Genomic DNA, 24,198 nt, shown 5'->3' with positions numbered 1-24,198 from the left:
GTAGGCTTGTCTTTATCAAAACAACCTGTGACTAGGCATATTATATTTATAGCTCAGCTGGCTAGAGTTTCTGCTTGCCATGCAGAAGGCCGCGGGTTCGAGTCCCGTCACCCGCTCCATTATAGTCTAACTACTTGATCTTAAGTAAAAATGTTATGTAATTTTTGAAATTTTATGTATCTAATTTTAACTGTTTTTTCGCTAAGACTCCAATTTATTGAGAGTTTTTTATTTTGAAAAAATCCTTATCCTGTAGGCTGGATAGTGAATTTTGCAAGCTTGTGAATTGCTATGAGGTAGGTGGGGAGAATGAAGCCAATTTTCAGATACAATATGTTGTTTACTTTCTCAATTTTTTTAATTTCTTATCTTAATTGATTTATTTGTCACTCTCATCATCGAACTATACTAAATCACAAAAATCCCATACATGCAAATAAGATTAATAATTTTTTCATTTTGTTTTAATTATTTTATTAAATTGATTTGTGTATAAACAATTTTTTTTGTGGTTCAATATTAAAAGACAATAAAATAAAAATAAGCATAGCCTGAAACCTTTTTATTTAAACAAAAAAATTGTCACAAAAACATTATTTTTTCGTAATTTTTAGTACAATTAATTTATAAATTTTAAAACATGAGGCTAAAAGATTTTTTCGATAAGCAGGCAAGAACTACTATGAGTCAATCTCAAAAATATGTAATTTATCATAAAATTCTTCAAAAACAAGAGAAAAAATCAATTTTTTCTAGATTATCATTTTATGCAAAAGTTTCTGCATACTCATTGGTTATTGTATGAATATCTTTGGCTATATATTTGCCATGATCTCAGCAGCAAGATGGTTATATTGTATGAAACGTCCAATCTTCTGAGTGAGAGTATTCAATCAATCGCGATTGATCTTATATAGAGGATGATAGTATATATGTTGATGATGTAGTTTTATTGTCTGAAAATTCTAGAATAGAGCTTGAAGTGTGATGATTTTCTTATTCTACTTTAGAGTGACCAGCTACAATCAATGTTTGAAAGACCAAAAGATTTGATGATAGTATATATACTATGGATGTAAAAGACTGAAAATCGTTTCATATTGCAACAAGCAAAGAATGAACAAAAGATATGATATTAAGATATAATGATATTCAAATCCAATCTAAATCATCTTCATCCGATTTGGATTTGGCTATAACTTCTGATCAAGAAAAATATCAAATAAATAACTATTGAGAAGAAGTTTTGTTTAATGATTTTAGAAATCCTAAATTTTATGCTTTGTGATATCAGCAAAAAGCTAACATATGAGAAAATGTAGAAAAATCAACTACAGAAGATGCTATTAAATGACCTTCTGGTAGTCTAAATAATCTTGCATCACAAGATTACAAATCCTCCAAAGATAATCTTTCTTCTGCTCAACTAAGAAAATTAAGTCAATTTTTGCATCACTCTTTTGTGTGAAAAGATATTAGTTATTTGGTAGAAAGTTATTTTGAATGAAATGATTCTGCATTTGAAATTTCATATGAAAACTTTAATTATAGGATAGAAAATGTTTATGATATTTTTGAGTTTGAAAGATATTCTAGTAGTTTATCATCAAATGAAAAGTCTATAGAAGATATGTTTTATTCTCTTGATCAGTTGTTGTCAAGAATAAAGTCTAATTATAATATACCTTCTAGTCATGAAGAAAGACTGAAAGTGTCTCTTGCTTGGTTATATATAATGAAATCTCATGATTACTGAAAATTTTCTGGACAAGATCTTGAATTTGAAAATATATTTGATAAACTAAACATATCATCATACCAGAATGTTTTAACATTTAGATAATTTTTTATGTCTTTTGGACTTTATTGGATAAGTATTTGAATTATATTTATAATCATCGAGGTTTTTTTGTTGACTTTAGATTTTTTGGCAATATGAGCAGCAGCAATTATTACTTGAGTTTTTGTTTTTGTTTTTGATATTGGTTATGATCAATGGTGGATTACAGGTTTGATATTTTTGATATCTTCTACAATCAATTTGTATGTTATGAAAAAATATGTGGTAAACTGGTTTCATGTATGACAATCTCAACAAAGTCCTATGAGTATGGATAATGCAAAATGAGAAAAATTAAAAGTTCAAGTTATGGGCTGACAAAAGGTTGTATTTTTTGATTGATGATACTGGAATATAAAAACAGATGATGAAGTAAATCAGTGAGATACAGTAGAGATAGTAGAATTTTGAACATGATTTCTAAAAGTTAAAAAAATATTTTAATATGCAAGAAAATGTTGATATTTCAAAACTATCTTGATTCAAAACAAAAGCATCTACAAGATATTATTTTCAAGTAGACAGTGTAGACGATGTTAGACAACTTTATGATATAGTTGATTTTTCTTATAAAAATAATTTAAACTTGTTATTTGTAGGATGAGGTACTAACTTGTTGTTTGCTTTTTATGAGTATGATTGAATAATTGTTAAGAACAATTTATCCTGATTTGATTATAATCCACAAACAAAAAAACTTGTAGTATATTCAAATGAAGATATTTCAAATGTAGCAGAAATATTGGAGTACAAGTATGGTAACAATATATGGCATAGGTTTATTGGATTGCCATGAACTGTATGATGAGCAGTTGTAGGAAATGCTTGATGTTTTTGACTTCAAATATCAAATAATTTCTTAAATGCTACATTGTATGATACATTTACATGAGAAGAATTTTGTTTGGATTATGAACAAATGAAATTTTGATATAGAGATTCTTTACTAAAGTGACAGTCTAGATATTTTTTGGTGAAGGCAGAATTTGATTTATCTCAAAAAATTGAAAAATACCATTCAGATGTGGATAATATTTACTTTAGGAAATACAAACAACCCAAATGAAATAGTTGCTGAAGTTTTTTTAAAAATCCATCAAAGGATGTGTCTTCTTGACTGCTTTTGGAAAAGGCATGATTCAAGTGATACCAATATAAAGATGCATTTTTTAGTCAACAACATGCAAATTTTTTGATGACCTCAAAAGACTACACAGATTTTTCTAGTTTGATTTATCTTAAGGATGCAGCTCAAAAAACAATTTATCATAAATTTAATATATGGCTTGAGCCAGAAGTATCAATAATTTCAAACTATAAATAAAATTTTTTCCATTAAAGTCAATAAATAAATATAATATATGCTATAAATGTGCTTTATAATGTTAAGCACAAAATTCAATATATATGTTGAATTTTTTATAAAAATATTTAGTATGAGATTACAAACAAAAACAAAAAATCCACAACAAACAAAAAATAAACAAAATTATCAAAAACCGGAATTTCCGGAAATGGTTGAGCTCGTCCACCAGGAATTGAGACAACCACAACAAAAATTACCGGTAGAGGGATTAATTACTTACATTCTTGCCATATATTGATTTGGTAAACCTAAATTAATATATGGCGAGAATGATCGCCAGCCCTCTACCGGTAAGATAATACTTACTAGGTAGAGGGTTGGCATTTCCAATCCTCTTTTCTTTTATCTAAAAAAAATATTCAAGATTGGCCTTGAATATTTTTTAATTAATGAGTTGTTTATTTTAGCTAATAATTTTGTAGTTTTTCTTTCCTTTTCTCAAAAGTGCAATCTTTCAGTTTATTAAGTCATCGTCTGTAATTTCTTTTTCAATATCTTCTACTTTTTCTTCGTTTAGATAGACTGCACCTGATTTTATCATTTTCTTTGCTTCTGAGTTTGATGCAGTAAGTCAAGATTGGCTCAAAGCTTCTGTGATTTTAATATTTCATTTCCAATCAATTCCTCATATCTCATTTTTTAATGCTTTTATTTCTTCTTCGTCCATAGATTTTATTATTTCTTTTTTATCTTTTTTTCCAAACATAACTTCAGAAATTTTTTCTGCTTGGATTGATTGTTTTTCTCAAAATACTGTTCTTACAACATTTTTGGCTAGCATAGCTTGTCAGTATCTATTTTCTGGGGCTTGTTTGTGTGTGTCTACTATTTTGTCTATCTCTTCAAAATCTAATATTGTATATATTTTCAAAAATCTTTCTACATCTTCATCTGTACAATTCATAAAATATTGATAAACAAAATAAGGACTAGATTTGTTTTCATCAAGCCAAATTGCATTTCATTCTGATTTACCAAATTTTTTACCACTACTGTCCAATATTAATGGGGCGCTTACTACATAACTTTCTTTATCTAATATTTTTCTTATCAGCTCTATACCTGTTACTCAATTCCCCCATTGGTCAGATCCGCATATTTGTAGTTTGCAGTCTTTTTCTTTGTATAATTTTACAAAATCGTATGCTTGTATCAGCATATAAGAAAATTCTGTATATGATATACTTTTTTCTGGATCTTCTATTCTAGGTTTTACAGTTTCTTTGTTCATCATATTGTTAACTGTGATGTATTTTCCTGCATCCCTGAGAAAATCCAAGAATGTCATATTTTCATAAAAATCATGGTTGTTTATTATTTCAAAATCTAGTTTTTTTCAAGTTAGTTTTTCAAGGTTTGATATTATATTTGACATTTGTCTAGACAAGCTGTCCACATTTTTATCAAGTTGTTTTTTGTCCAAAAAGTTTCTTTCACTGTCTTTACCACTTGGATCTCATATCATACCTGTTGCTCCACCTACTATCAAAATAAGTTTGTTTCATTTTAGCATATAATTCAAAGCATTCATAAATACTGTGAAATGTCATATATGCATACTATCTGCAGTAGGGTCTACACCAAAATATAATGTTTGTCATCATTTATCATATATGTCAAAAACTTTTTCATTTGAGTATTGGTATAAAAGTCATTTTTTCTCTAGTATGTCTTTTAGGTGCATTTTTAGGATTATTATCTAAATAATTTCAAATACTATAAATAAAATAATTTCAAATACTATAAATAAAATAATTTCAAATTCAATATTTATCAGCTTATTCACAGGATTTTTTCAATATTTTTGTTGATTTTATTGTTTATTTCTGATAGATTTGGTTGTTCTTTTTTATAGTTAATAAATTTATTTAGTGAGCTTGAAACTATTTCTTTGCTGAAATGTTTTTGTGATATTAATATATCATTGTATTTTTTTTGATATTGGATAGCATTATGAAATTGGTGATTTCATCAAGTAAATGGTAGTGGAATTATTATTAATCTCATATTGAAAAGTTTTTGCTCTGCAAGTGAGGTGGCTCATCACCTTGTTATACCAATATCACACAAATTGTACAAACTTCACATTTGTCATTGAGTTAGAAACTCAAAAACTTCTACTCAGTTTATGCTTTCAAATTGTTCTTTTAGATCTTTGTTGGCAGTTCCAAGTACAACAAAAAAGTTGAAGTGGTTTTGTAGGCTAGGATTTTCTTTGATTGCATTTATCAAATTTTTGTAAATATATCTAGATCATTGTGATCATCATGATACCAGTATATTTGTTTTTGTGTCTGTTTTTTTGAGTTTTGTGTCTATACTGTCAAAGCTTAATAGGTCTGATGATATTATCTGTCATATGTTTTCAAATCATTTATGATCCATTCATGAATATTTGAAATTAGAAAGCTTTGATGCTATCTTATTGGTTAGGCCCATAACTGAATCTGATTCATGAACAATTATTTTTTTTCTCAAAATCCATCATCATACAACTACCGGTAATGCTACATATCATCATTTGCAAAAGATTGTATCTATTTTGTGTTTCCAAATTAGGTATATGCTAACCAATGTTCAATATCAGAACTTAAAAATATCAATTATGTTTTTAAGGATAGAGACTATATTTTTTTCTCTTCTAAATTTTCAAGATACAATGGGTACAAATTCACAATCGCATTCTCTGCTAATTTCGTCTTCTAGTGAGTTTTTTTCTCAAAACCAAAAAATTTTATTTGAATTGTTATTGTTTTTTTGTATATATTTTATAAGTGTCCTTATAGGAAAAACATGTCATCAGGTTCATCATCAAGCAAACGCTATATTCATTGTTTTGGCTGACAAAAAATAAATATTAACTTTATAAATATTTATCAATTGTAATCAATTCAAAATGTGATTTGTAGATATTTTGTTTCCAAGGCAGTGTTTTGTATGTTGAGAAAATTGAAATTATTTGTGCAACGAATGCAAAAAACAGTTGAGTTTTCATCCTGAGGTGTGTCCATGATGTCTAGAATTGTCAAAAAATTTCAGACTTTGTAGTACTTGCAAAACCACAACAGACCTATCAATAGAATGAGTTGTTATAACATATACTTACTCAACAGAAATCAAAAAGCTTGTCTCTTCTTTTAAGTATTCTCATGCAAAAGATATTGGCAATTTTTTGTCAGAAAAAATGTACTTATCGCTTGCTTCAAACACATCCATATCTTTTAAAAATACATTTATTTCTTTTGTGCCAATGCATTGGATAAAAAAACATTTTATAAGATGATACAATCCTGCAGAAGTTTTGGCAGGTTGAGTTTCTAATCTTTCCAATTTGCCTTTGATTCGTTTTATCAATAAAACTAAACTTACTCTGTCTCAAACATATTTTGGAAGAAGATGAAGGTTGTCTAATGTGTCTTCTTCTATTTGATTAGATGATTTGGATTTATCTTGATATGAAAATTTGATATTGGTAGATGATATTTATACTACCTGAGCAACAATCAAACAAATTTCAAGCATAATAAAAACTTATTATCCTCATATAAAAATTTGGTGATGTGTATTGGCCAGACACCTTAAGAAAAATTAAAATGTGCTAATGTTTTGATGTTTTTTTTGTCTATATTTCGAGATTTGCTAACTACATTTTCCATGTATTCACTAGGTACTAAGTGTAGATGTGTGTTTTTTTTGATAGTATTTTTTAATAGTTTTATGCTAAAAAATTTTAATATAATAAAAGCAATTTTGAAAGGGTTTTTGGTTTGTCATGCTTTTATGAAATCTATAAAATTTAATTCAAATTCAATTTGGTTTTGTTCATACACTTTTGATGGAAATGGGTGAAAGTATCAAAAATCATGATACATCATCAAGCAAGTTTTTCAGTTGCAGTTAATCAAAGGCAACCATCACAAATATCTACTTGCAGAGTGTATCCATATAATATCTGGTTGAAATTGTTTAATCTTTCTTCTTAATCCTAAATATCCAAAAATATTAAATCCAACCAACGGCATCAAGAATTTTCTATATTTTACTAGCTTACTATCTAATCAAAATTTGTCTACTTTATGTCAACTTTGGGAAAGTAGCTTGTCTGTTTCCAAAATATAATTTTCTATTCACCCAATATTTTCTATAAAATCTGACACCACAAGTATCCTTTTGTTTCTTCAAGCAATTTGTTCAAAGTTTTTTATCCAATGTTTTTTGCTGTATTCTTTGCTTTTTTCTTTTAACTGATTAGAAATTTTTTGATATTCTTCATTATTATGACTATCAATTATTTGTTTTATTATCTTATCAAGTTTTTCAAAATCATTTTGTCATTTTTGTCTGTTTATATCCAAATTTTTTGGAATAAACTGCTTCAATCATCATTTTGCAAATCATATCACAGGAACTCCCTGGCTAATGCTTTCTAATGCAGACAAGCCAAAAGTTTCCAAAAATCTTGATGGCATCAGACAGTAGTGAGATTTTCAAAGGTATTTTTTTATGGTTCTTTGGTTTTGCCAACCAAGATATTTCACTCCCGCCCGGGCGCGATCAACTTCCTTTATTTTGTCTTCAAAATATTTGTCTCATTTTCAAAAAATCCAAAAATTAATTTTGTCGTTATTTTGGTATTTTTGTAAAGTTTCCAGAACAATGTCAACCCCTTTTTCTTTTGTTAGCCTACCAAAAAAGATAATATTAATTTTATTGCTCATTATTTTGTTTTTTGAGTGAATACTTATGTATTGCTTCCCATATTTCTCTTATTAATCATTCTTGTACTCATAGTATTTTTCATTTTTCTACTTTTTCTTGAAGTACTTTTTCCCATCTTGATGATTGTATTTTTGGCATATCATTTTCTTCTTTAAATTTTTTAACTTTTTCAACTTCTTTATCTCTTTTTGCCAATAGTTCCAAAATTTGGTTGTCAATTTTGTCTATTTCTTTTCTGTAGTTTTCTAGGCTCATTTTTATGATGTTATATTATAAATACAAACTACAAACTCTCCTTTTTCTTTGATTTTTCATGATTTAAACTTTTCTATTATGTTGTCTATATTGTCATAAATTTTCTCTTCATGCATTTTGCTTATCTCTCTAAATATTCCTATATTTCACTCAAATCAGTTTTCTTTTAATTGTAGGATTAGTTTGTATATTCTGTGGACGGATTCGTACAAAAATACTGGTTTTTTTGAGTTTATAATTTTCTTTATTTTGGTTTGTCTTCATTTTTTAGTTGGTAAAAATCCCATATATAAAAACTCTGAACTGTCCATTGGTGCTGCCACCACAGCAGGAATTAGTGCGTTTGATCATGGCAAAACTTCAAATTCTAGTTTATTTTCCCAAAGAATTTTTACAATTGATTTTCATGGATCTGAAAGTCATGGAGATCAAGCTTCACTTAGTATTCATACATTATTTTCCTTGAGTAGTTTCTCATAAAACTCTAGTTTTCATTTGCTGGTGAAGCTTGTGATACTATAAAACTTTTTTTTACTATAATCAATCTCATATATTTTAAAAAGTTTTTTGCTTGTTCTTGTATCTTCACACAAAAAAATATCTAATTCTTTCATTAGCCTCAATGCTCTAAGTGTTATATCTTCTGTATTTCCAATAGGTGTAGGAATTATGCTTATCATTTTTTGTATTAATCAATTTAGATATTCTAATATTTTTCAAAAATAATTTTGTTGCTGTCTACTCATTTGTCTATAAGTTTTTGTTTGATGTCATCTACCATTTGTGGTAATCAACACACAAAGACTTTAATGTTGTTGTCTTCCAAAAACTCAATTGCTTCGTCTAATGCATGCTGTACATATCATTTTCTTGACCAATCAGGAAGCTCTTCTTCTCTAGAAAAAAAGAAAATGCTTTTTGTGTTTGAGTCATCTTTTGTAAACTTATTTTTAGCTGAATCAACAATTTCATCTACATATTTTTCTCAAAATATATTAACCATTTTTTTGTATTTTTGTGTTTCTTTTAATCTTTGATAATGAGCTAATACTGGTCATACTCAACATCAAGAGGATATTAGCAAGTACTTATCAGTGTCTTCATTGTCTACAAAATGTCACATAGGTCATTTTGCTTCAAGGATCTGTCAGGGTTGAATGTCTTGAGTAAGAAACTTGGATGCTCATGCTTGTGATGCTTTTTTTACGTATATACTGAATTGATAGTTTTTTTGGGCTTCATAAGCGGGGCTAGCAATGCTATATGCTCTTTTGACTTCTCACATATCTGCAGGTACAGTAAGCATCACAAACTGTCATGTTTTGAACTCAAAATCCTCCAAAATATCAAACACCAAAAAACTACTCATATTGTTGTTGGACATTTCTTTTGACTTTAGTCTAATTTTGAATGTTTTCATTTTTTTTGCTAACCAAATAAATAATCTTTTTGATTTCTTCCCAAGAAAGTTCTTCAAGTCTTTTATTTTTAATATCTTCTGGTAAATCAACTTTAATAAATTTATCTTTTTTTTCAAGCAATTTAATTATCTTTCAGATGGTTTTTCTCTTGTATCAACTAATCAACTCCAACAAATTAATAAGACTATCATGGTCGTTTACTTCTGGTGCTGGTTTTTTGTTTAATTGTACAAGGCAACTATCTACTTTTGGTTTTGGTGAAAATGATTTTGCAGGAACTGTTTTTTTGTATTTTATAAAATAATTGTTGTTGAGTATCCACCGTAAGTAAGATTTTTTATTTGCATCACTTTTAATTTTATCTCAAACTTCTTTTTGAATCAGAAAAAATCAACCAATAAAATTATTTTTTTCAAAAAATTTTCTAAGTATAGGAGAGGTTATGTAATAGGGAATATTTCAAAATACATAAGTGTCTTCTTGATCGTGTTCGTCTATATTAGCATCCAAGACATCTTCAAAAACCAGTTTGTGTTTGCTTCAATGTAAAATATTTGATAGTATTCCCTGGAAGTTAGTATCTTTTTCATATAGTATAATGTTGTCTATTTTGTCTACTATTTTTTTAGTAATAGCTCACTTACCTGGTCAGATTTCAATTAAATTGTGTCGTTTGACTTCTTCTTTTGATTTTAAAAGTTTATTTTTTATATACTCTTTGTCTTTTGAGTTTGTTAGGAAGTTTTGTCATAGGTAAGATCACATTGTAATTCAATAATTATAAATTTTAGTTTTCTATTATGATATCTTTTATGTTTTCTTCGTCTACTGTAATATTAGCTTCTGTTTGGTTGTTGGATTTTCGTTTTCGGTTTTGATATGGTATTCAAAGGTGTTTTTCAGTGTTTTGTTCTATGTAGTTTGTAATATTTTGTAGTTGTTCTTCAGATCATACTTCTACTGCTTCAAATCTTCAATCAAATATTTGTCATTTCTTTTTGTATTTGTTTGCAAACCATTTTCAATATCAGCATTGTAGTTGTTGCATAAATTTTGTAATATTGTCTTCTTGATTAGTATTTCTTTGGATAATTAGAATATGGAAATGATCTGGTAGAAGATTCCAGGCTTCCAGTGAAATTCAACTTTCTTCAAATTCTTTTTGTTTTTGTAAAAGTTTACTATAAAATTTTTCATAATCATTAGCTTCCAGAAAAATATTCTGCTTTTCAAATCAAATATTGTATATATGATAAAATCTATCTGGATAAAATATCAAGTTTCTTCTGGGCATTTTTGATTTTCTTGGTAAATATCAAACTAAAATATATCCAAAAATAATTCTTTTTCAATAATTAATACACCGGGCCAGAATACAAACATAAAACATTTGAAAAAATACAAAAAATATACTTTTATCCCGGGATAAAAAATTTTCTTGAGTTTTTTAAATTTTGTATAAAATTTCCAAAAATTTAACTCCAAAATAAACTAAAATGCTAAAGTTTATTATAAGTTTTGGTGTTTTGTTTGTTTGAAGTTTTTGAATTGCTCTGTCTTTATCTTCAATAGATCTAAACAACTCTTCTACGGAAGATTTGGAATATCTTACTTGAGTTTGACCTGCTACTGCAGAAAATATAAAAAATCAAAGACCATTTTGTAAGAAAAAACAGCTAGAAGAAGTTGATTGAATTTGACCTGCTAGGTATGATGATAATAAAGATATAATTAAAATTTCCCCTCCAGATGAAGAAGATTTATTTGAAAAATTTTGTGAAAGTTGTGGCTGAGATTTTGATAATATAGATGATGTATGTGATTCAAAAGAAAAGAAAGACGAAAAAAAAGATGATAAAGAAGAAGACAAAAAAGAAGAAGATGAAGAAGATGAAGAAGAGAATAAAAAAAAGGATAAAGGCGATGATGAAAAAGGAGATAAAGACGAAAAATCCGAGAAAGACGGTAAGGATGAAACTGAAGATGAATCAAAAAATGAAGAAGACAAGAAAGACAAAGATAATGAAAATGGAGATAAAGATGAACAGTCCCAGCAAAAATCTAAAAAACAAGAAAAAATTGATAAGCTTGAAAACAAACTAAATGATTACAAATCTCAAAAAAAATATAAATCAAACCAAAATCAAAAACTTAATGACAAAATAGACAATTTAGAAAAAAAGTTGTCCAATCAATCATCCAAAAATCATCCAATGTTTACTTGAAATCTAAAAATATCTGAAATTCATTTGGATTCTGATACATTTCCAAATTATATTCAGATAGGTTCATATTGATGAGCATATAGCTGATCGGTAAGTATAAAATGACTTTGACGATGACAATCAGAAAGACAGTTTGATTTACAAATTGGTTCATGACAACAAAAGATTATTTCATATTATGATACCTGATTCAATGATCTCCCAAACCTCAAAACAATCGATGATGAAGTATATCTTACAAATAATTGACAAACCTTAAAGCTTTTTGATCAAGATTGAGACAAACATGACAAAATAACTTATTGAAGTTTTGAATCTGATTATTCTGCATACTTTGGTTGATCTTATTCTGGTGATTATAGGATTTTTGACAAAATAGACAAACCAACTCCTTGATTTTCTCCTAAAGCATTAGATTTTTATTTTGCCAAAGAAGATGATAATAAGTGTAATTTTCAGATACATCCTGATAAAAATATATTTACCTGATCTGTATCTTATGAGTTTGATTTTGATGCAACTGATTTTGAAATAAAATACCGAATAGAAGATAATCAATGAGAAAAAGTTAGATCCCCAAATTATACAAACAATAATACTCCAAGAAACTTTACTCCTTCTGATGATTATCCTCAAATCTTTGTGATTTATGCAAAACTAATTACTGATAATTGTGAAACTATGGCTTCTCAAAAAATTTGATATATTCCAGAAAGCAAATACAAAAAAAACTTTTATAAACTCAAAGAAAATTTGAAAAATCAAGATTATATTGTAGAAGATGATATGTCTTTTAGGGTTGCTAGGTCTGACTATACCTTTGGGCAATTGTACGACAAAGTAGACACACAGCTGTCTGAGAAATGATTATCGCTAACCTTCACTACATGAAAAATAAATTGACGGGAAAATATTAAAAAATCAACTAGTTCTGATAATGAATCACACACAACCAATCAATCAGAATCAAAAACAAAAAACTCTCCTACTCCAATTAATATCAATACTGCATCCAAAAAGAAGCTAGAGTCACTTCCTTGAGTTTGATCTGCTACTGCATCAAAAATAATTGAAAATAGAAAATTTTGTTCCAAAAATCAGCTAAAGTCCGTGCCCGGGGTGTGAGAGGTTACTTATCAAAATATCAAGCCAAAAATATTTATAAAAGAATGAATCAGCTGTAACAAAGAGAAAGACAACAAAGACAACAAAAACACTAGAGACAATAAAGAAAAATCTTCCGATGAAAGCTCAAATCATTCTCCAAGCAACTCATCTGATCCTGTAGAGATAAATACTGCTTCAATTACATGATTACAGAAAATTGACTGAATTTGAAAAAACCATGCACAAACTATAAAGCAAAATACTCCATACTGCAATTATCATGATTTACTCAAATTAGATGGTATTTGAGAAACAACAATAGAAAACATGAAAGCTGATTCAAATGTATTTTTGGAGTCTCCACAGAAGTGTTTTAAGTCAGAATCTAAAAACGAAACTACTCCTACCCAATCCATAGAGATAAATTCAGCATCTTTTACTTGATTACAGAAGATAGACTGAGTTTGAGAAGTTGCAGCGAATTCAATTTTAGAAAAAAGACCGATATGTTCAAAAGACCAGCTTCTCAAAATAGATTTAATCTGAGAAAAGTTGATTGAAAAAATATTAAAAAACGATAATATTCATATTGACCTATTGGAGTGCAAACAATTCAAAAACGAAAAAGATTCTAAAAATCAAAAAAGATCAAAAGACATTGTCACCAATTGAACTTTGAAAATCCAAGAAATATATCCTTATGATGATCTGCTTAACTCTTATGTTTTGATTAGGTCTGTATGATGAGATTACAACTGACCACTTGAAATTAAATGAGCCTGACGATGAAGCTCATCAAGAAAGTTTGATATACAATTATGATCATGACACCAAAAAATAATATCATCTTCTGACTATGGATTTCCCAATCAGTTGGATGTAAAAACTCTTGAAGACAGTTTGTATCTTACAAATGATTGACAAAAATTAAAACTGATTGGACAAAATTGACAAAAGATGGACAAAGTAGACTATCAGCCTCCAGAGTCGGCTTCTGCAGTGATCTATTGAGGTGATCTGAATAATTGATATAGGGTTTTTGATCAGCAAGATAGCTTTTTTGGATGAGAATACTCTTTGCCAGAAAATATCAAAAATGCAGTTCAAACTCAAAAGCAATTTGATGAAAAACTGTCATCAGAAAATCAAAAATACCAAAGAGCAAGAAAATACTGGTCAAAATGTGTATCTGATAGAGACCATTATGAAAATAAAATGAGGTTGTACAGAAACTATGTCAATCTTGTCAATCAAGAGCTCAAATACGAGCGATACCCTGTATTTGCAGAATCCAAAATATCTGATTATTATGATATATACAAAAACTCAAAAGATGCTATCAATTCTTGACAGCAAAGAATAGAAATTTTTGATGCAGAAATTATTGCTTATGACATATCAAATATATATAATGTAACACAAGCTAACTTATTTGATCTTCCTCAAAGATACCAAGAATATGCTTCAGATATAATCAAAAACAAGTATATAACATTGCCTCAAAAAAATATATTATCAATACTTGAGCAATTCCAAAACAAAAAACAATTTATACTAAAAAACATAAACTTAGATGAAAGCAGTTTTGATGTGATATTATGGATACAAGAATTTCTGAGATGAGTTGATTTTGATAAGCCTACTCAATTATCTTCAGAAAAATTATAGGATTCATTCTTTTTGGATACAAACTCCTGACCCCGAATGGCTTGAGCATTGGTTAAACACCAATACAAAATTTTTGGATGTGGATACTCAAAAAATTGATTTTTTTCGTAATAGTAAAAAGTTTGTATTTGATACTGATGTTATGTATTTTTGGTGATGAGGTGAAGTTTTGTCCTGACAAAGAAGCTTTCCGTTTGATGGGTGGAAGTATCCTATCAAGCATTTGTGGAGTGTGCTTACTTGAAATTTTGTGTTGCTTTGATGAGTAGGAAGTGATGATTGTTTGAGAACAAAACTATTATACAAATTGATCCTGCCCAAAGCTAGTGATATTATCCTAAGAGATCAAGACTCCCTGATGTTATCCAAAAAGTACAATACTGAATCTACATTATATCATGATTTTGCTTTGGATGTATTTGACAGATGTGAAGAAGGCAAGGTTGAGTCAAAAAACTTGCTTGTAAATATGAATCCATATGTATACCACAAAGACGATTTCCAAAAAATATTCAAAATAATAAAAGAGTTTGATTGACCAAAATATTTCTTCCCAGCAGATATCTGAGAAGATACAAGGTATTGGAGTTTTCTAAAACAACGAGACCAAGATCTACAACTTTTTGACCGAACCTGCAAAAACATCCAAGAAATTTATGAGTTTTTCCAAAAGGCAGATAGTTGAGTTGGTGCAAGAGTACATTTTTTGTTGTTGTTGAAGTATTTGTGAAAAGATATTTATCCAATTGCATATCAAGAAAAGGTTAACAAACTAATATAAAATTTACCTGTTTTTGAAAACAATGCAGGTTGTGTTTTATTTTGTGTCTGGTTTGTTGGTGCTGCTTTTGTTTGAAAATATTTTTTTGTATGTAGGATTTGTTGTGGTGTGATTTTTTTTGTATTTGCTATTTTTGAAGTATTTTGATCGTCCTGTTTGGTCCAGTTTGTTCATTTATGTTTTGTTGATGTGACTGTTGGGGGTCTCTGTGTTTTTGTCAAACTATCTGTATTTTGAAAACCTGCAGGATTTAGACAAAGATTTTTTTGTGTGAACAGGTCAGATAGTGGATACCATGACAGATTGAAGGTATGTCTTGTCTGATCGTTATTGAAGAGAGTTTGTTTTTCATTCTTCTGCGGAGTATTCTATATGAGATGTACTCAAAACCTACTCCAACTACTCCCCTGCTTTGGTTGATTGTAATATTTGTGATTTTGAGTGGGATTTGGAGCTGGTGTATAGTCTTGATTTTGATTATGATAAATGGATGTTTTCCCAATGATATTATGGTAGTATATATGAAGTAAACTCTGTTTTGCTTGAGACAACTACAGCCTGATATGTACAAGACACAAAAAAGTTTATTATAAGTTCTCTTGATGAGAATATATCTGATGATGATCAATACTGATTGTCTTTGTGAGTTTTGATATGAGATAGAAGTCAGATGGATCCAAACGATTATCAAAACTTTTTGGATACAGGTTTGGTACATATTGTGGCTACTAGTGGTACTCATGTGACTTTTTTGGCTTTGTTTTTGCATTTTGCTTTTTTGTGGGTGCCTTTGTATTTGAGGATACCTTTGATTGTGTGAGTGGTGAGTTTTTATTCATTTTTGGCGGGACTTTCTCCCAATATTTTTCGTGCTTGGATAATGTGACTTTTGGGTTTGTTTGCAATACTGTTTGCTAGAAATATTTTGGTTTTTAGGTCTATGTTGATTGCTTTTGTATTGGTATTGTTGGTTTATCCCTACTCTCTTTTGTATGATATATGATTTGCTTTGAGTTTTTCTGCATTGTTGTGAATTTTGTTGTTCCAAAGGATTCTGCCTGATATCAAATGATTTTTTTTCTGAGTTTACAAAAACTATCTACATCCTACTATATGAGCAAGTATATGAGTGTTTCCTTTTTTGCTTTTTTTTGTAAATCAAATTAACTTGTATACAGTTTTTGCCAATTTTTTGGTGGTGCCATTACTACCTATATATATGATATTGTCATTTTTATCTATCCGAATACAGTTCGAACTTTTGGAAACTATGTGATATTATCTGTCAGGATGGTTTTTGTATGTAGCAGAATTTTTTGCCAGCCGATGAGTATATTTGACTATACATTGATTTTGGTCAAGTTTTTGGATTGTGGTGTTTTTTTGCATTGTATTTGCTGTTTGGTACAATATTTTGAAAACACCTCCCAAACAATCCTAACTTACAAAAAACTTATATTATATATCAAAAAACATTACTGTAAACTAAAACTCAAAAAAACTTGTCACAAAATAAACATATATTCGTAAGCCCAAGTACACATGATGATGGAAGATTTTGCTTTAGAAAAAGCTGTATGAATGTTGATACCCTTTCTATAGCAAGAAAGACAAAAATCTCTTGCATTTATCTGGAAAATTTTTAGAATTTGTACCGTACCGTGCTGTACCAAAATATATTTTGAATTATGGCACGGATTTGGTTTATATACTAACCAATTTATATCCTTATTTAAACAAAACATGTATACATACAAGAGAGTACTTGCAGGTATAGCAGCTGCTGGTTTGATTGTTTCACAATCTCTACAGTCTGCAGTATACTGAGCAAGTCATACACTTAACGACCCAGAATTTGACGATGCTTTGGCATGGATGTACGATTCTGGTCTTACAAGTTACAACACAGTTGATAGCTTTAGACCTTATGACAACCTAACTAGAGAACAGGCTGCACATTTCTTTGTGAATTTTGCAGAAACTACTCTAGGAATGGAAGCTGAAGGTGATGCACCTAATTATACAGATATGGATGATGTAGATCATACATTGGCAGATTCTGTAGAAAAAGCTTACCAATTGGGTCTTATGAGAGGTTCAGATAATGAATTTAGACCTACTGCAAACATAACAAGAGCAGAATTCTTGACTGTAGCAGTTAGAGCTCTAGATGGTGACAAAGACGAAACAACAGAACCTTGGTGGGCTGAATACTTTGATACAGCTAGACAGTTTGGTCTTACAAATGAGACTGATGTTAATGCTCAGGATAGAAGTATCCTAAGATATGAAGCAGGTCTTATGCTAAGTAGAGCTGCTGGTGAAACAGGCGATCATGATGAAGATGATATGGATCTTGGTGATATTCTTGACGATCTTCTAGGTGACGACGAAGACGAAGAAGATCATGACGATGAAGATGAAGAAGATTACGATGAAGAAGATCATGATGACGAAGATGAAGAAGATCACGATGATGAAGATGATGAAGACGAAGAAGATCACGATGTAGAAGGTGAGCTTGAAGTGTCACTTAATCCTAATTCTCCAAGTGATCAATCTGTACCAAATAGTGGTATTATCACATTCGGTAAATATGATTTTGCTGCAGGAGATGAAGATGTGACAATCAACTCTATAGAAGTAGAAAGATCTGGGCTAGGATCAAGAAATGATATTAGAAGAGTTTGGTTTGAACAAGACAACAAAAGAGTTTCTTCTAGACAAAGTTTGACTGTAGATAATACTGCAGATTTAAGATTCTCTCCAGCTATGACAGTACAAGCTGATGATGTTTCTACTTTGGATCTAGTAGTAGAATTTAGAGAAGATGTAGATAGTGGTTCTGAGCATAGATTTGCTATAGATTCAGCAGACAAAATAGAATCTTCAGTAACTCCAGCAGGTAACTTCCCTGTAAGAACAAATCTTATGAGAACAACTACATACTCTGTAGCATCAGTAGATATTACTTCTTCAGCAACTCCTAGTGGAGGTGGTGATGATTCTGAAAACTCATATAATGTAGGAGAAGGAAATGCTGTATTGTGAGAAATGGATATAGAAAATGAAAGTGGTGATGAAGATGTACTATTGAGATCTATGACAGTAAGAAATGCTGGTACATGAGATCCAGAATCAAGCTTGGATAATCTAAGACTTGTAAATGATGGTAACGAAGTTTCTACAGATGTAGTACATGATGGTAGAAATGTAACATTCGTAATAGATGATGCAAGAATACAAGATGGTAGTACTGAATTGTTTGAAATAAGAGCAGACATAGTAGGTGCAGAAAGAACAGATGATAATTATGAATTTGAACTAAGAAGTGAATCAGATGTAAGAATAGTAGAAGAAGCTACTTTGTTCTCAGCTTCAGTTACTCTTGATGATTGAGATTCAAGATTGAGTCTTGGTAATTATGAAGTAAGAGGTGGTGACTTGATACTAAGTAGAGATACAAATTATACTACTTCTAAGTCAGTTTCTCCAAGTACTGATAATGTAAGATTCTTGGCTGCAAACTTGTCTGTAGAGCAACCAATAACTGTAGAAGATGTAGAAATGGAAATTGATACATTTACAGGATATGGAGATAGAGATTTAGCTGATTTAGTTAACTCTTTCAGACTTCAAGTAGATGGAAGTACTGTATCAACATACACTCCTTCAGGAGATGAGGATGATGACGATAATAATACAATTGAATTTGAAGGTTCATTCAATATTGATAGCGATTCTTCTATCCAAATAGTTGGTAATGTTAGAAGATGATCTGAAGGTATGGAATTTGAGTTTGCTGAAATGTCTGGAAGTTCATTTGGTGATGATTCAGGTGATGTTAGATACCAATCAAATGATGAAGAAGCTACTATAGATGGTACTGTAAGAGGTATTAATGTAGATGTTGATACTCCAGAACTTACTATCAGAAGAAATGATGGTCTAGGAAGTGACTCTACAGCTGTAGCTGGTGCTAGAGATGTAAAACTTCTAGGGTTCTCTATGAGAGCAAATGATGTTTCTGATATCAGAGTAACAGGTGTTGAGTTTGAAGATGAAATTGATCAAATAGGTGATCAATATATCTCAAATATCAGACTTATGAAATGAAATGAAACTATAGAAACAAGTAGTGATTTCAACTTCTCTGATATTAGAGAAACTATAGAACAAAATAGTTCTAATAGTTATCAAGTAGTAGCTGATTTCTCTTCTTCAGTAGATGAAGATGATGAATTCCAGCTTACTCTTTCAGGTACATGAGATGTTACTGCTAGAAGTATAGCAAGTAATGAAAGACTTGGTGAAGATGAGAAAAACATCAGAAACTTCCCAGGTACAAAATATACATTTATTGAATCTGGTGATGTAGAATTGTCATCTAGTAGTGATAATCCTTCTAGATCTATTCTTACTCCATCTACACAAGAAAGAAATGCATTTGCTTTTGAACTAGAAGCAAGTGATGATACTATTAGACTTACTGATCTATATGTAGGTACTGGTAGTGATAATGAACTAGAACTTGATGATATCAGATCTGCAACATTGGTAGCTGATGATAGAGAAGTAGAAGGTAGTGTAATAAATGAAGATACTATGCACTTTTCTATAGGAAGCAGTGATCCTATAATGTTGAGAGATGATGATCCTATGACTTTTGAAGTAAGAATCGCTCTACATGATAGAGACGATGCAGAAGATCTAGGTAAAGATATACATCTAACAATCGATGATCATGATCAATGAGTAAGTGGTGTAGAAAATGGTCTGAGACTAGTATCTGATAGTAGTGGTGATGAGTTGTCAGATACTGACATAACTTGAACAGCTGCATCTAGAGTACATCTATTTGCTAGAACAAAGCCAACTGTAGCTATGGTTGATGGATTTGAAGCAGGTTCTACAAATGCATACGAATTCACAATCACAGCAGATGAAAACAGAAGAGCTAGAATTTACGGAGTAGAATTCCAAATAGATGGAGTTAATGTAGACTGAGAAGTAGATCTTGAATTGTACAACGACAATGATGAAATAATATCTAATCTAACTGGTATAAATGATAATGATAGAAATCATATGGCATTTGGTACTGGTGATGATGCAGATAATATAGATGATCAATCTGAATACATGTCTATAAGTGCAGGAAGTACAGAAACATTCAGATTGGAAATAAGATGAGAAACAGATGATGATCAAACAAGAGAAACAAGAATCTCTAATGTTGATTATTCTGATACTCATGTGAGATACTTCGATCCAGAAGGTCCAGATTCTGAATATGACAAAAATTATGGTTTTGGTGAAAGAATATCTAGATACGGAAATGTTGGTGTAAACTCTCCTTGGGCTAGTTATTCTTACTAAGCTTTGGGTATAGTTGACCATACATTCCACAAAAAGTCCGGACTTTGATAGTCCGGGCTTTTTTTTGTAGTCTTATCGCGCCCGGGCACGAGAAGAAAAGGGCTCTACGGCAAAAGATTGTTACAAAGTTGAGGGGAGGGTGTTTTCGCGCCCGGGCGCTAAATTTATCTTGAAGTAAATAGAAAAAATTTTATAATATCTGCGCCCGGGCACAGATTTATATCCAAAATATAAAGATGCCTATAAGATATATTCAATTATATCCTTATACTTATTATCACATATATAATCGCGGTTTTGACAAACAAACCATTTTCTATGATCATCAAGATTACGATAGGTTTTATAAAACTATGCTTAGATACAACAAAGATGATTTCTCCAAAATAGATATAGCCTCTTACTGCTTTTTACCCAACCATTTCCATTTCATACTAATTTCTAAATCAGATGACGAGTATTATATATCCAATTTTATGAGAAAATTACAACAGTCTTATTCTCAATTTTTCAAAATTAAGCACTCTCTTTGAAAATGACAATTTTTTGAGTGAAGATTCAAATCAAAACCAATTCAGGATGAAGCTTATCTACAAAAATGTTTTGTATATGTTAATTTCAATCCTGTGAAACATTGACTGGTAGAAGATATAAAAGACTGGGATTATACTAGCTATCATATGCTGGATGAAACAAAAAAAAAACAATATTTAACTTTGAGTGAGGAAATATGAATCTTGGATGATTTGGAATTCTAGTTCTTTTCGTGCCCGGGCGCGGATAGAGAAAAAGGTTTGCAATTTTTGGGAGGAATTTTATAATTAGATATATTTTATATTTTCAAAAAAATAAAGAAATGAAAACAAAACTTAGTCTTATTATGCTTTTGGTGGTTTTTATGTTTGCTTGATTTGCAAATGCAGACGATCCAGAAATAGAAATTAAAAATATTCTTTTGAGTGACAGTCAAGCCAAAGTTTATGCAGAATGAGATATTAGTTCTTTTGACTCTTTTTCTGCAGAGTTCAACGATGAATCTCTCACACCATCACAAAGAGATTGAAATGTGATCACTTTTCCTTTTGAATTTAATGAAGAGTGAAGATTTACTTTGATATGAAAAGTATTTGAAACAGATGAAGATTGAGATGCTGATACTATTAGGTATGAATCATCAAATGTAGATATCGTTCCTCAATATCAAGATTTTTATATAGAAGATGTAGAATTTTCTTGGTCTGTGGAGGGTAGATATATGGATATATACCTAAATGATGGAGAGTTCTTGTCAAAAATTGATGATGTAGATATCAATTATGATAGTATTGATGATGATTATTATGATGTCTCACATAGTGAAAATGCTATTCAGATAGACTTTGATAAGAAATATGATGAAGATCTTGAAGACTACAAAGAAATTTGGAATGCTCCAAGACTTTTGATAAATGTTTATACAGAAAATGATTTTATTACTCCTACATATCATGTAGACAATTCTTATGATTATTTTGACAATATGTCTTACCTAGGTTTTGAAGACAATAATGACCAGTTGGAATTAAAATTCGATGATAGTGATGTACCTTGAAGTTATACTACATTTATCAATGAGTACAAGATGACTGATGATTATATAGCATGAGTAGCCAACGAATCTATGTTTAGATTTCCAACATGGCAGGATGTTTATGATAATGATGAAGAGGAATACCTAAAAGAACATTATCCTTCTAGATATGCTGATGAGTATTTAGATGAGGATGATGAAGATTATTTCTTTTATCAGAATAAACCTACTGAAAGATTCAATTCATATGATTTTTGAGTAGAAGATGCAAGAGATTTGTATGATATGTATTTTGTTTCTTCTAATTGAGTTTCTCCAAGATATGTATTTAATGCTGAATGGTTAAAGGCCCCATATCTATCATCTATTAGAATTAGTGATGGTGATACTGTACAAGTTTACTGAGATCGTTTTAGATGAGATACAGACTATGTAGATATTAAGATAAATTGAGAAGAATATGATGTTTGGTCTGAGTATTCACAATGGGAAGAAAGTTGGAGACCAGACAAAGAAGAAGAAGTAGATGAGGCAACCTCTGTGGATGAAAGAGAAGAAATCCGTGATGAAATGAGACAGATAGAAGAAGATCGTCATGAAGAAAATATATTTGGTTATCGTAATATGTGATCGTATGTAGAGTTTGATTTGCCAAAAGCTTTTGAGGAAGAAGATGAAGTTGAACTCAATATTTCTGTAAATGATAGAAAATCAAATACTATTTCTCTAGGTGTATGAGAAATCAACCAACTAATAACATCCGATATAGAAATAGAATTTGATTATAAAAAAGAACACAAATGAGAGCTTGATTTTAGCTTTTCAACCCCAGACAGTGATGCATGAGTGGATGACAGTAACCTTTGATATACAATTGGAGAGCTTAAAATTAGTTCAGACAAAGAAACTACATACTTTATAGAAGAGATTAGTTTTTATCTACAATTAGGTGAAGATTCTTCTATTATTCCTACAGAGGAGATACAGTTGGATAACGATTATGATGCATTCATCCAAGAAGAGAATGACTGACTGTACAAACTTACTTTTCATGATATACTCTTGGGAGATCCATCACAAGAAGATTATTTTGAAGAAGACACTATGAGGATAGATATAGATCTGGTGGAAAATTTTGAAAGTTTTGATTTTAATCTACAGCCTCATTCTGCGACTTATTATAGACAGTATATAAACGATTATAGTAATCCAATAACAACTGAAATATCTTGAAATCCGGCTTGATTTGCTATAGGGTTCAATTATGTGCCATGTTTTGATGAAGACAACAATTATAATAACTGTTCAGAACATTGATACTCTGATCCTACAAGATACAATTATGAAAAATGATGAGGTGATGATGTGTCTTGAATACAGCCAGTAGAGGAAGATGCTGTACAAATAGAAGATGAGTATGATGAAGAGGATGTTGAGGATAGAGCAGATGATTTGGAGGAAGAATTTGAAGATCAGGATAAACCTGAAGAGGATGTTGCTGATGATGAAGAAGAAGATGTATCACTTACTAGAGAACAGTATTTGGTAGCCCAAGAGTTTATGAGCAAGGCAGATCAAATAATCTCCAATACCACCACAACAAATCAAGAAAAACAACAACAATATAGATATATTTCGTCAGTAATTAGACAAGCTACTGCATCTTATCCACCACAAGAAAAAATTATGTTTGATTATATCAGGTATCTTTCATATCAAAGATACCAAGAGTTATAAAAAAATTAATTTATATTTTTCCCAAAAGCTCCACAAAAAGAATTGCTATTCTAACTTTGTGGAGTTTTTTTCGTGTCCGTTTCGTGCCCGGGCGCGAACTGTCACAATAACAATTTTTTCTCGTATTATT

At 30.0% G+C, this 24,198-nt stretch carries 19 protein-coding genes; 11 read left to right on the top strand and 8 right to left on the bottom strand.

The window, feature by feature from the left end; all coding sequences use genetic code 25:
• Positions 1 to 640: 640 nt before the first annotated feature.
• The 4 genes from HLG78_RS02035 (at position 641) to HLG78_RS02020 (ending at position 3,519) form a co-directional block, all read left to right on the top strand.
• On the top strand, positions 641 to 1,843 hold the full coding sequence (locus HLG78_RS02035; RefSeq protein ID WP_231180194.1) for a hypothetical protein: 1,203 nt from the start codon (positions 641 to 643) through the stop codon (positions 1,841 to 1,843).
• Between the two features lie 6 nt (positions 1,844 to 1,849).
• Positions 1,850 to 2,284, top strand: coding sequence for an NfeD family protein (locus HLG78_RS02030; protein WP_231180191.1), 435 nt, complete (start codon positions 1,850 to 1,852; stop codon positions 2,282 to 2,284).
• 1 nt (position 2,285) lies between these two features.
• Positions 2,286 to 3,164 carry a UDP-N-acetylmuramate dehydrogenase gene (murB, locus tag HLG78_RS02025; protein WP_231180189.1) on the top strand — a complete coding sequence of 293 codons (879 nt, stop codon included), beginning with the start codon at positions 2,286 to 2,288 and terminating at the stop codon, positions 3,162 to 3,164.
• A 112-nt stretch (positions 3,165 to 3,276) separates the two neighbouring features.
• Positions 3,277 to 3,519, top strand: coding sequence for a hypothetical protein (locus HLG78_RS02020; RefSeq protein ID WP_231180187.1), 243 nt, complete (start codon positions 3,277 to 3,279; stop codon positions 3,517 to 3,519).
• A gap of 90 nt (positions 3,520 to 3,609) precedes the next feature.
• Here the strand turns inward: HLG78_RS02020 and tyrS are convergent, their stop codons facing one another.
• Both tyrS and HLG78_RS02010 read right to left on the bottom strand, forming a co-directional pair.
• Positions 3,610 to 4,890: a tyrosine--tRNA ligase gene (tyrS, locus tag HLG78_RS02015; protein ID WP_231180185.1), complete on the bottom strand. Its 1,281-nt coding sequence runs from the start codon at positions 4,888 to 4,890 to the stop codon at positions 3,610 to 3,612.
• Positions 4,891 to 4,976: 86 nt separating this feature from the next.
• Positions 4,977 to 6,038, bottom strand: a complete 1,062-nt coding sequence (locus HLG78_RS02010; RefSeq protein ID WP_231180183.1) for a glycosyltransferase — start codon at positions 6,036 to 6,038, stop codon at positions 4,977 to 4,979.
• Positions 6,039 to 6,102: 64 nt separating this feature from the next.
• On the opposite strand from HLG78_RS02010, the gene HLG78_RS02005 reads away from it, so the two are divergent.
• Positions 6,103 to 6,798 carry a ComF family protein gene (locus tag HLG78_RS02005; RefSeq protein ID WP_231180180.1) on the top strand — a complete coding sequence of 232 codons (696 nt, stop codon included), beginning with the start codon at positions 6,103 to 6,105 and terminating at the stop codon, positions 6,796 to 6,798.
• Here HLG78_RS02005 and HLG78_RS02000 read toward each other — a convergent pair.
• The 6 genes from HLG78_RS02000 to HLG78_RS01975 are packed head-to-tail and all read right to left on the bottom strand — an operon-like array spanning position 6,785 to position 10,895.
• Positions 6,785 to 7,924, bottom strand: coding sequence for a glycosyltransferase (locus HLG78_RS02000; RefSeq protein ID WP_231180178.1), 1,140 nt, complete (start codon positions 7,922 to 7,924; stop codon positions 6,785 to 6,787). The two genes, HLG78_RS02005 and HLG78_RS02000, sit on opposite strands and share 14 nt — an antisense overlap.
• Positions 7,914 to 8,180, bottom strand: coding sequence for a chorismate mutase (locus HLG78_RS01995; RefSeq protein WP_231180176.1), 267 nt, complete (start codon positions 8,178 to 8,180; stop codon positions 7,914 to 7,916). The genes HLG78_RS02000 and HLG78_RS01995 overlap by 11 nt, the downstream gene beginning before the upstream one ends.
• Before the next feature lie 2 nt (positions 8,181 to 8,182).
• Positions 8,183 to 8,926, bottom strand: coding sequence for a 16S rRNA (cytidine(1402)-2'-O)-methyltransferase (gene rsmI / locus HLG78_RS01990; protein ID WP_231180174.1), 744 nt, complete (start codon positions 8,924 to 8,926; stop codon positions 8,183 to 8,185).
• Positions 8,887 to 9,600 (bottom strand): ferredoxin--NADP reductase, encoded by a 714-nt coding sequence (locus HLG78_RS01985; protein ID WP_231180172.1) that lies wholly within the window; start codon positions 9,598 to 9,600, stop codon positions 8,887 to 8,889. The genes rsmI and HLG78_RS01985 overlap by 40 nt, the downstream gene beginning before the upstream one ends.
• Entirely contained in the window at positions 9,581 to 10,366 is a 786-nt protein-coding gene (locus HLG78_RS01980) for a ribosomal RNA small subunit methyltransferase A (protein ID WP_231180171.1), read from the bottom strand. Before HLG78_RS01980 ends, HLG78_RS01985 begins: the two co-directional genes overlap by 20 nt.
• Before the next feature lie 22 nt (positions 10,367 to 10,388).
• The gene (locus tag HLG78_RS01975) at positions 10,389 to 10,895 is read right to left on the bottom strand and encodes a transposase (RefSeq protein WP_231180170.1); all 507 of its coding nucleotides are present in this window, start codon (positions 10,893 to 10,895) and stop codon (positions 10,389 to 10,391) included.
• 202 nt (positions 10,896 to 11,097) lie between these two features.
• Between HLG78_RS01975 and HLG78_RS01970 the strand changes: the two genes are divergently transcribed.
• The 6 genes from HLG78_RS01970 to HLG78_RS01945 all read left to right on the top strand — a co-directional run bounded on the left by HLG78_RS01970 (position 11,098) and on the right by HLG78_RS01945 (position 24,068).
• On the top strand, positions 11,098 to 14,601 hold the full coding sequence (locus tag HLG78_RS01970; RefSeq protein WP_231180169.1) for a helix-hairpin-helix domain-containing protein: 3,504 nt from the start codon (positions 11,098 to 11,100) through the stop codon (positions 14,599 to 14,601).
• Positions 14,507 to 15,382, top strand: a complete 876-nt coding sequence (locus HLG78_RS01965; RefSeq protein ID WP_231180166.1) for a polysaccharide pyruvyl transferase family protein — start codon at positions 14,507 to 14,509, stop codon at positions 15,380 to 15,382. The genes HLG78_RS01970 and HLG78_RS01965 overlap by 95 nt, the downstream gene beginning before the upstream one ends.
• Positions 15,383 to 15,404: 22 nt before the next feature.
• Positions 15,405 to 16,823: a ComEC/Rec2 family competence protein gene (locus HLG78_RS01960; RefSeq protein ID WP_231180164.1), complete on the top strand. Its 1,419-nt coding sequence runs from the start codon at positions 15,405 to 15,407 to the stop codon at positions 16,821 to 16,823.
• 302 nt (positions 16,824 to 17,125) lie between these two features.
• Positions 17,126 to 20,761: an S-layer homology domain-containing protein gene (locus HLG78_RS01955; protein ID WP_231180162.1), complete on the top strand. Its 3,636-nt coding sequence runs from the start codon at positions 17,126 to 17,128 to the stop codon at positions 20,759 to 20,761.
• Between the two features lie 236 nt (positions 20,762 to 20,997).
• Entirely contained in the window at positions 20,998 to 21,519 is a 522-nt protein-coding gene (locus HLG78_RS01950; protein ID WP_231180158.1) for a transposase, read from the top strand.
• A gap of 98 nt (positions 21,520 to 21,617) precedes the next feature.
• Complete coding sequence (locus HLG78_RS01945) at positions 21,618 to 24,068, top strand: hypothetical protein (protein ID WP_231180155.1); 2,451 nt, start codon at positions 21,618 to 21,620, stop codon at positions 24,066 to 24,068.
• The last annotated feature ends 130 nt before the right edge of the window (positions 24,069 to 24,198 follow it).

It is taken from the genome of Candidatus Absconditicoccus praedator (genome assembly GCF_021057185.1).
GTDB lineage: Bacteria > Patescibacteriota > Gracilibacteria > Absconditabacterales > Absconditicoccaceae > Absconditicoccus > Absconditicoccus praedator.
Note: the sequence above shows the minus strand (reverse complement) of the source record. Positions and strands in the feature narration are given on the sequence as shown.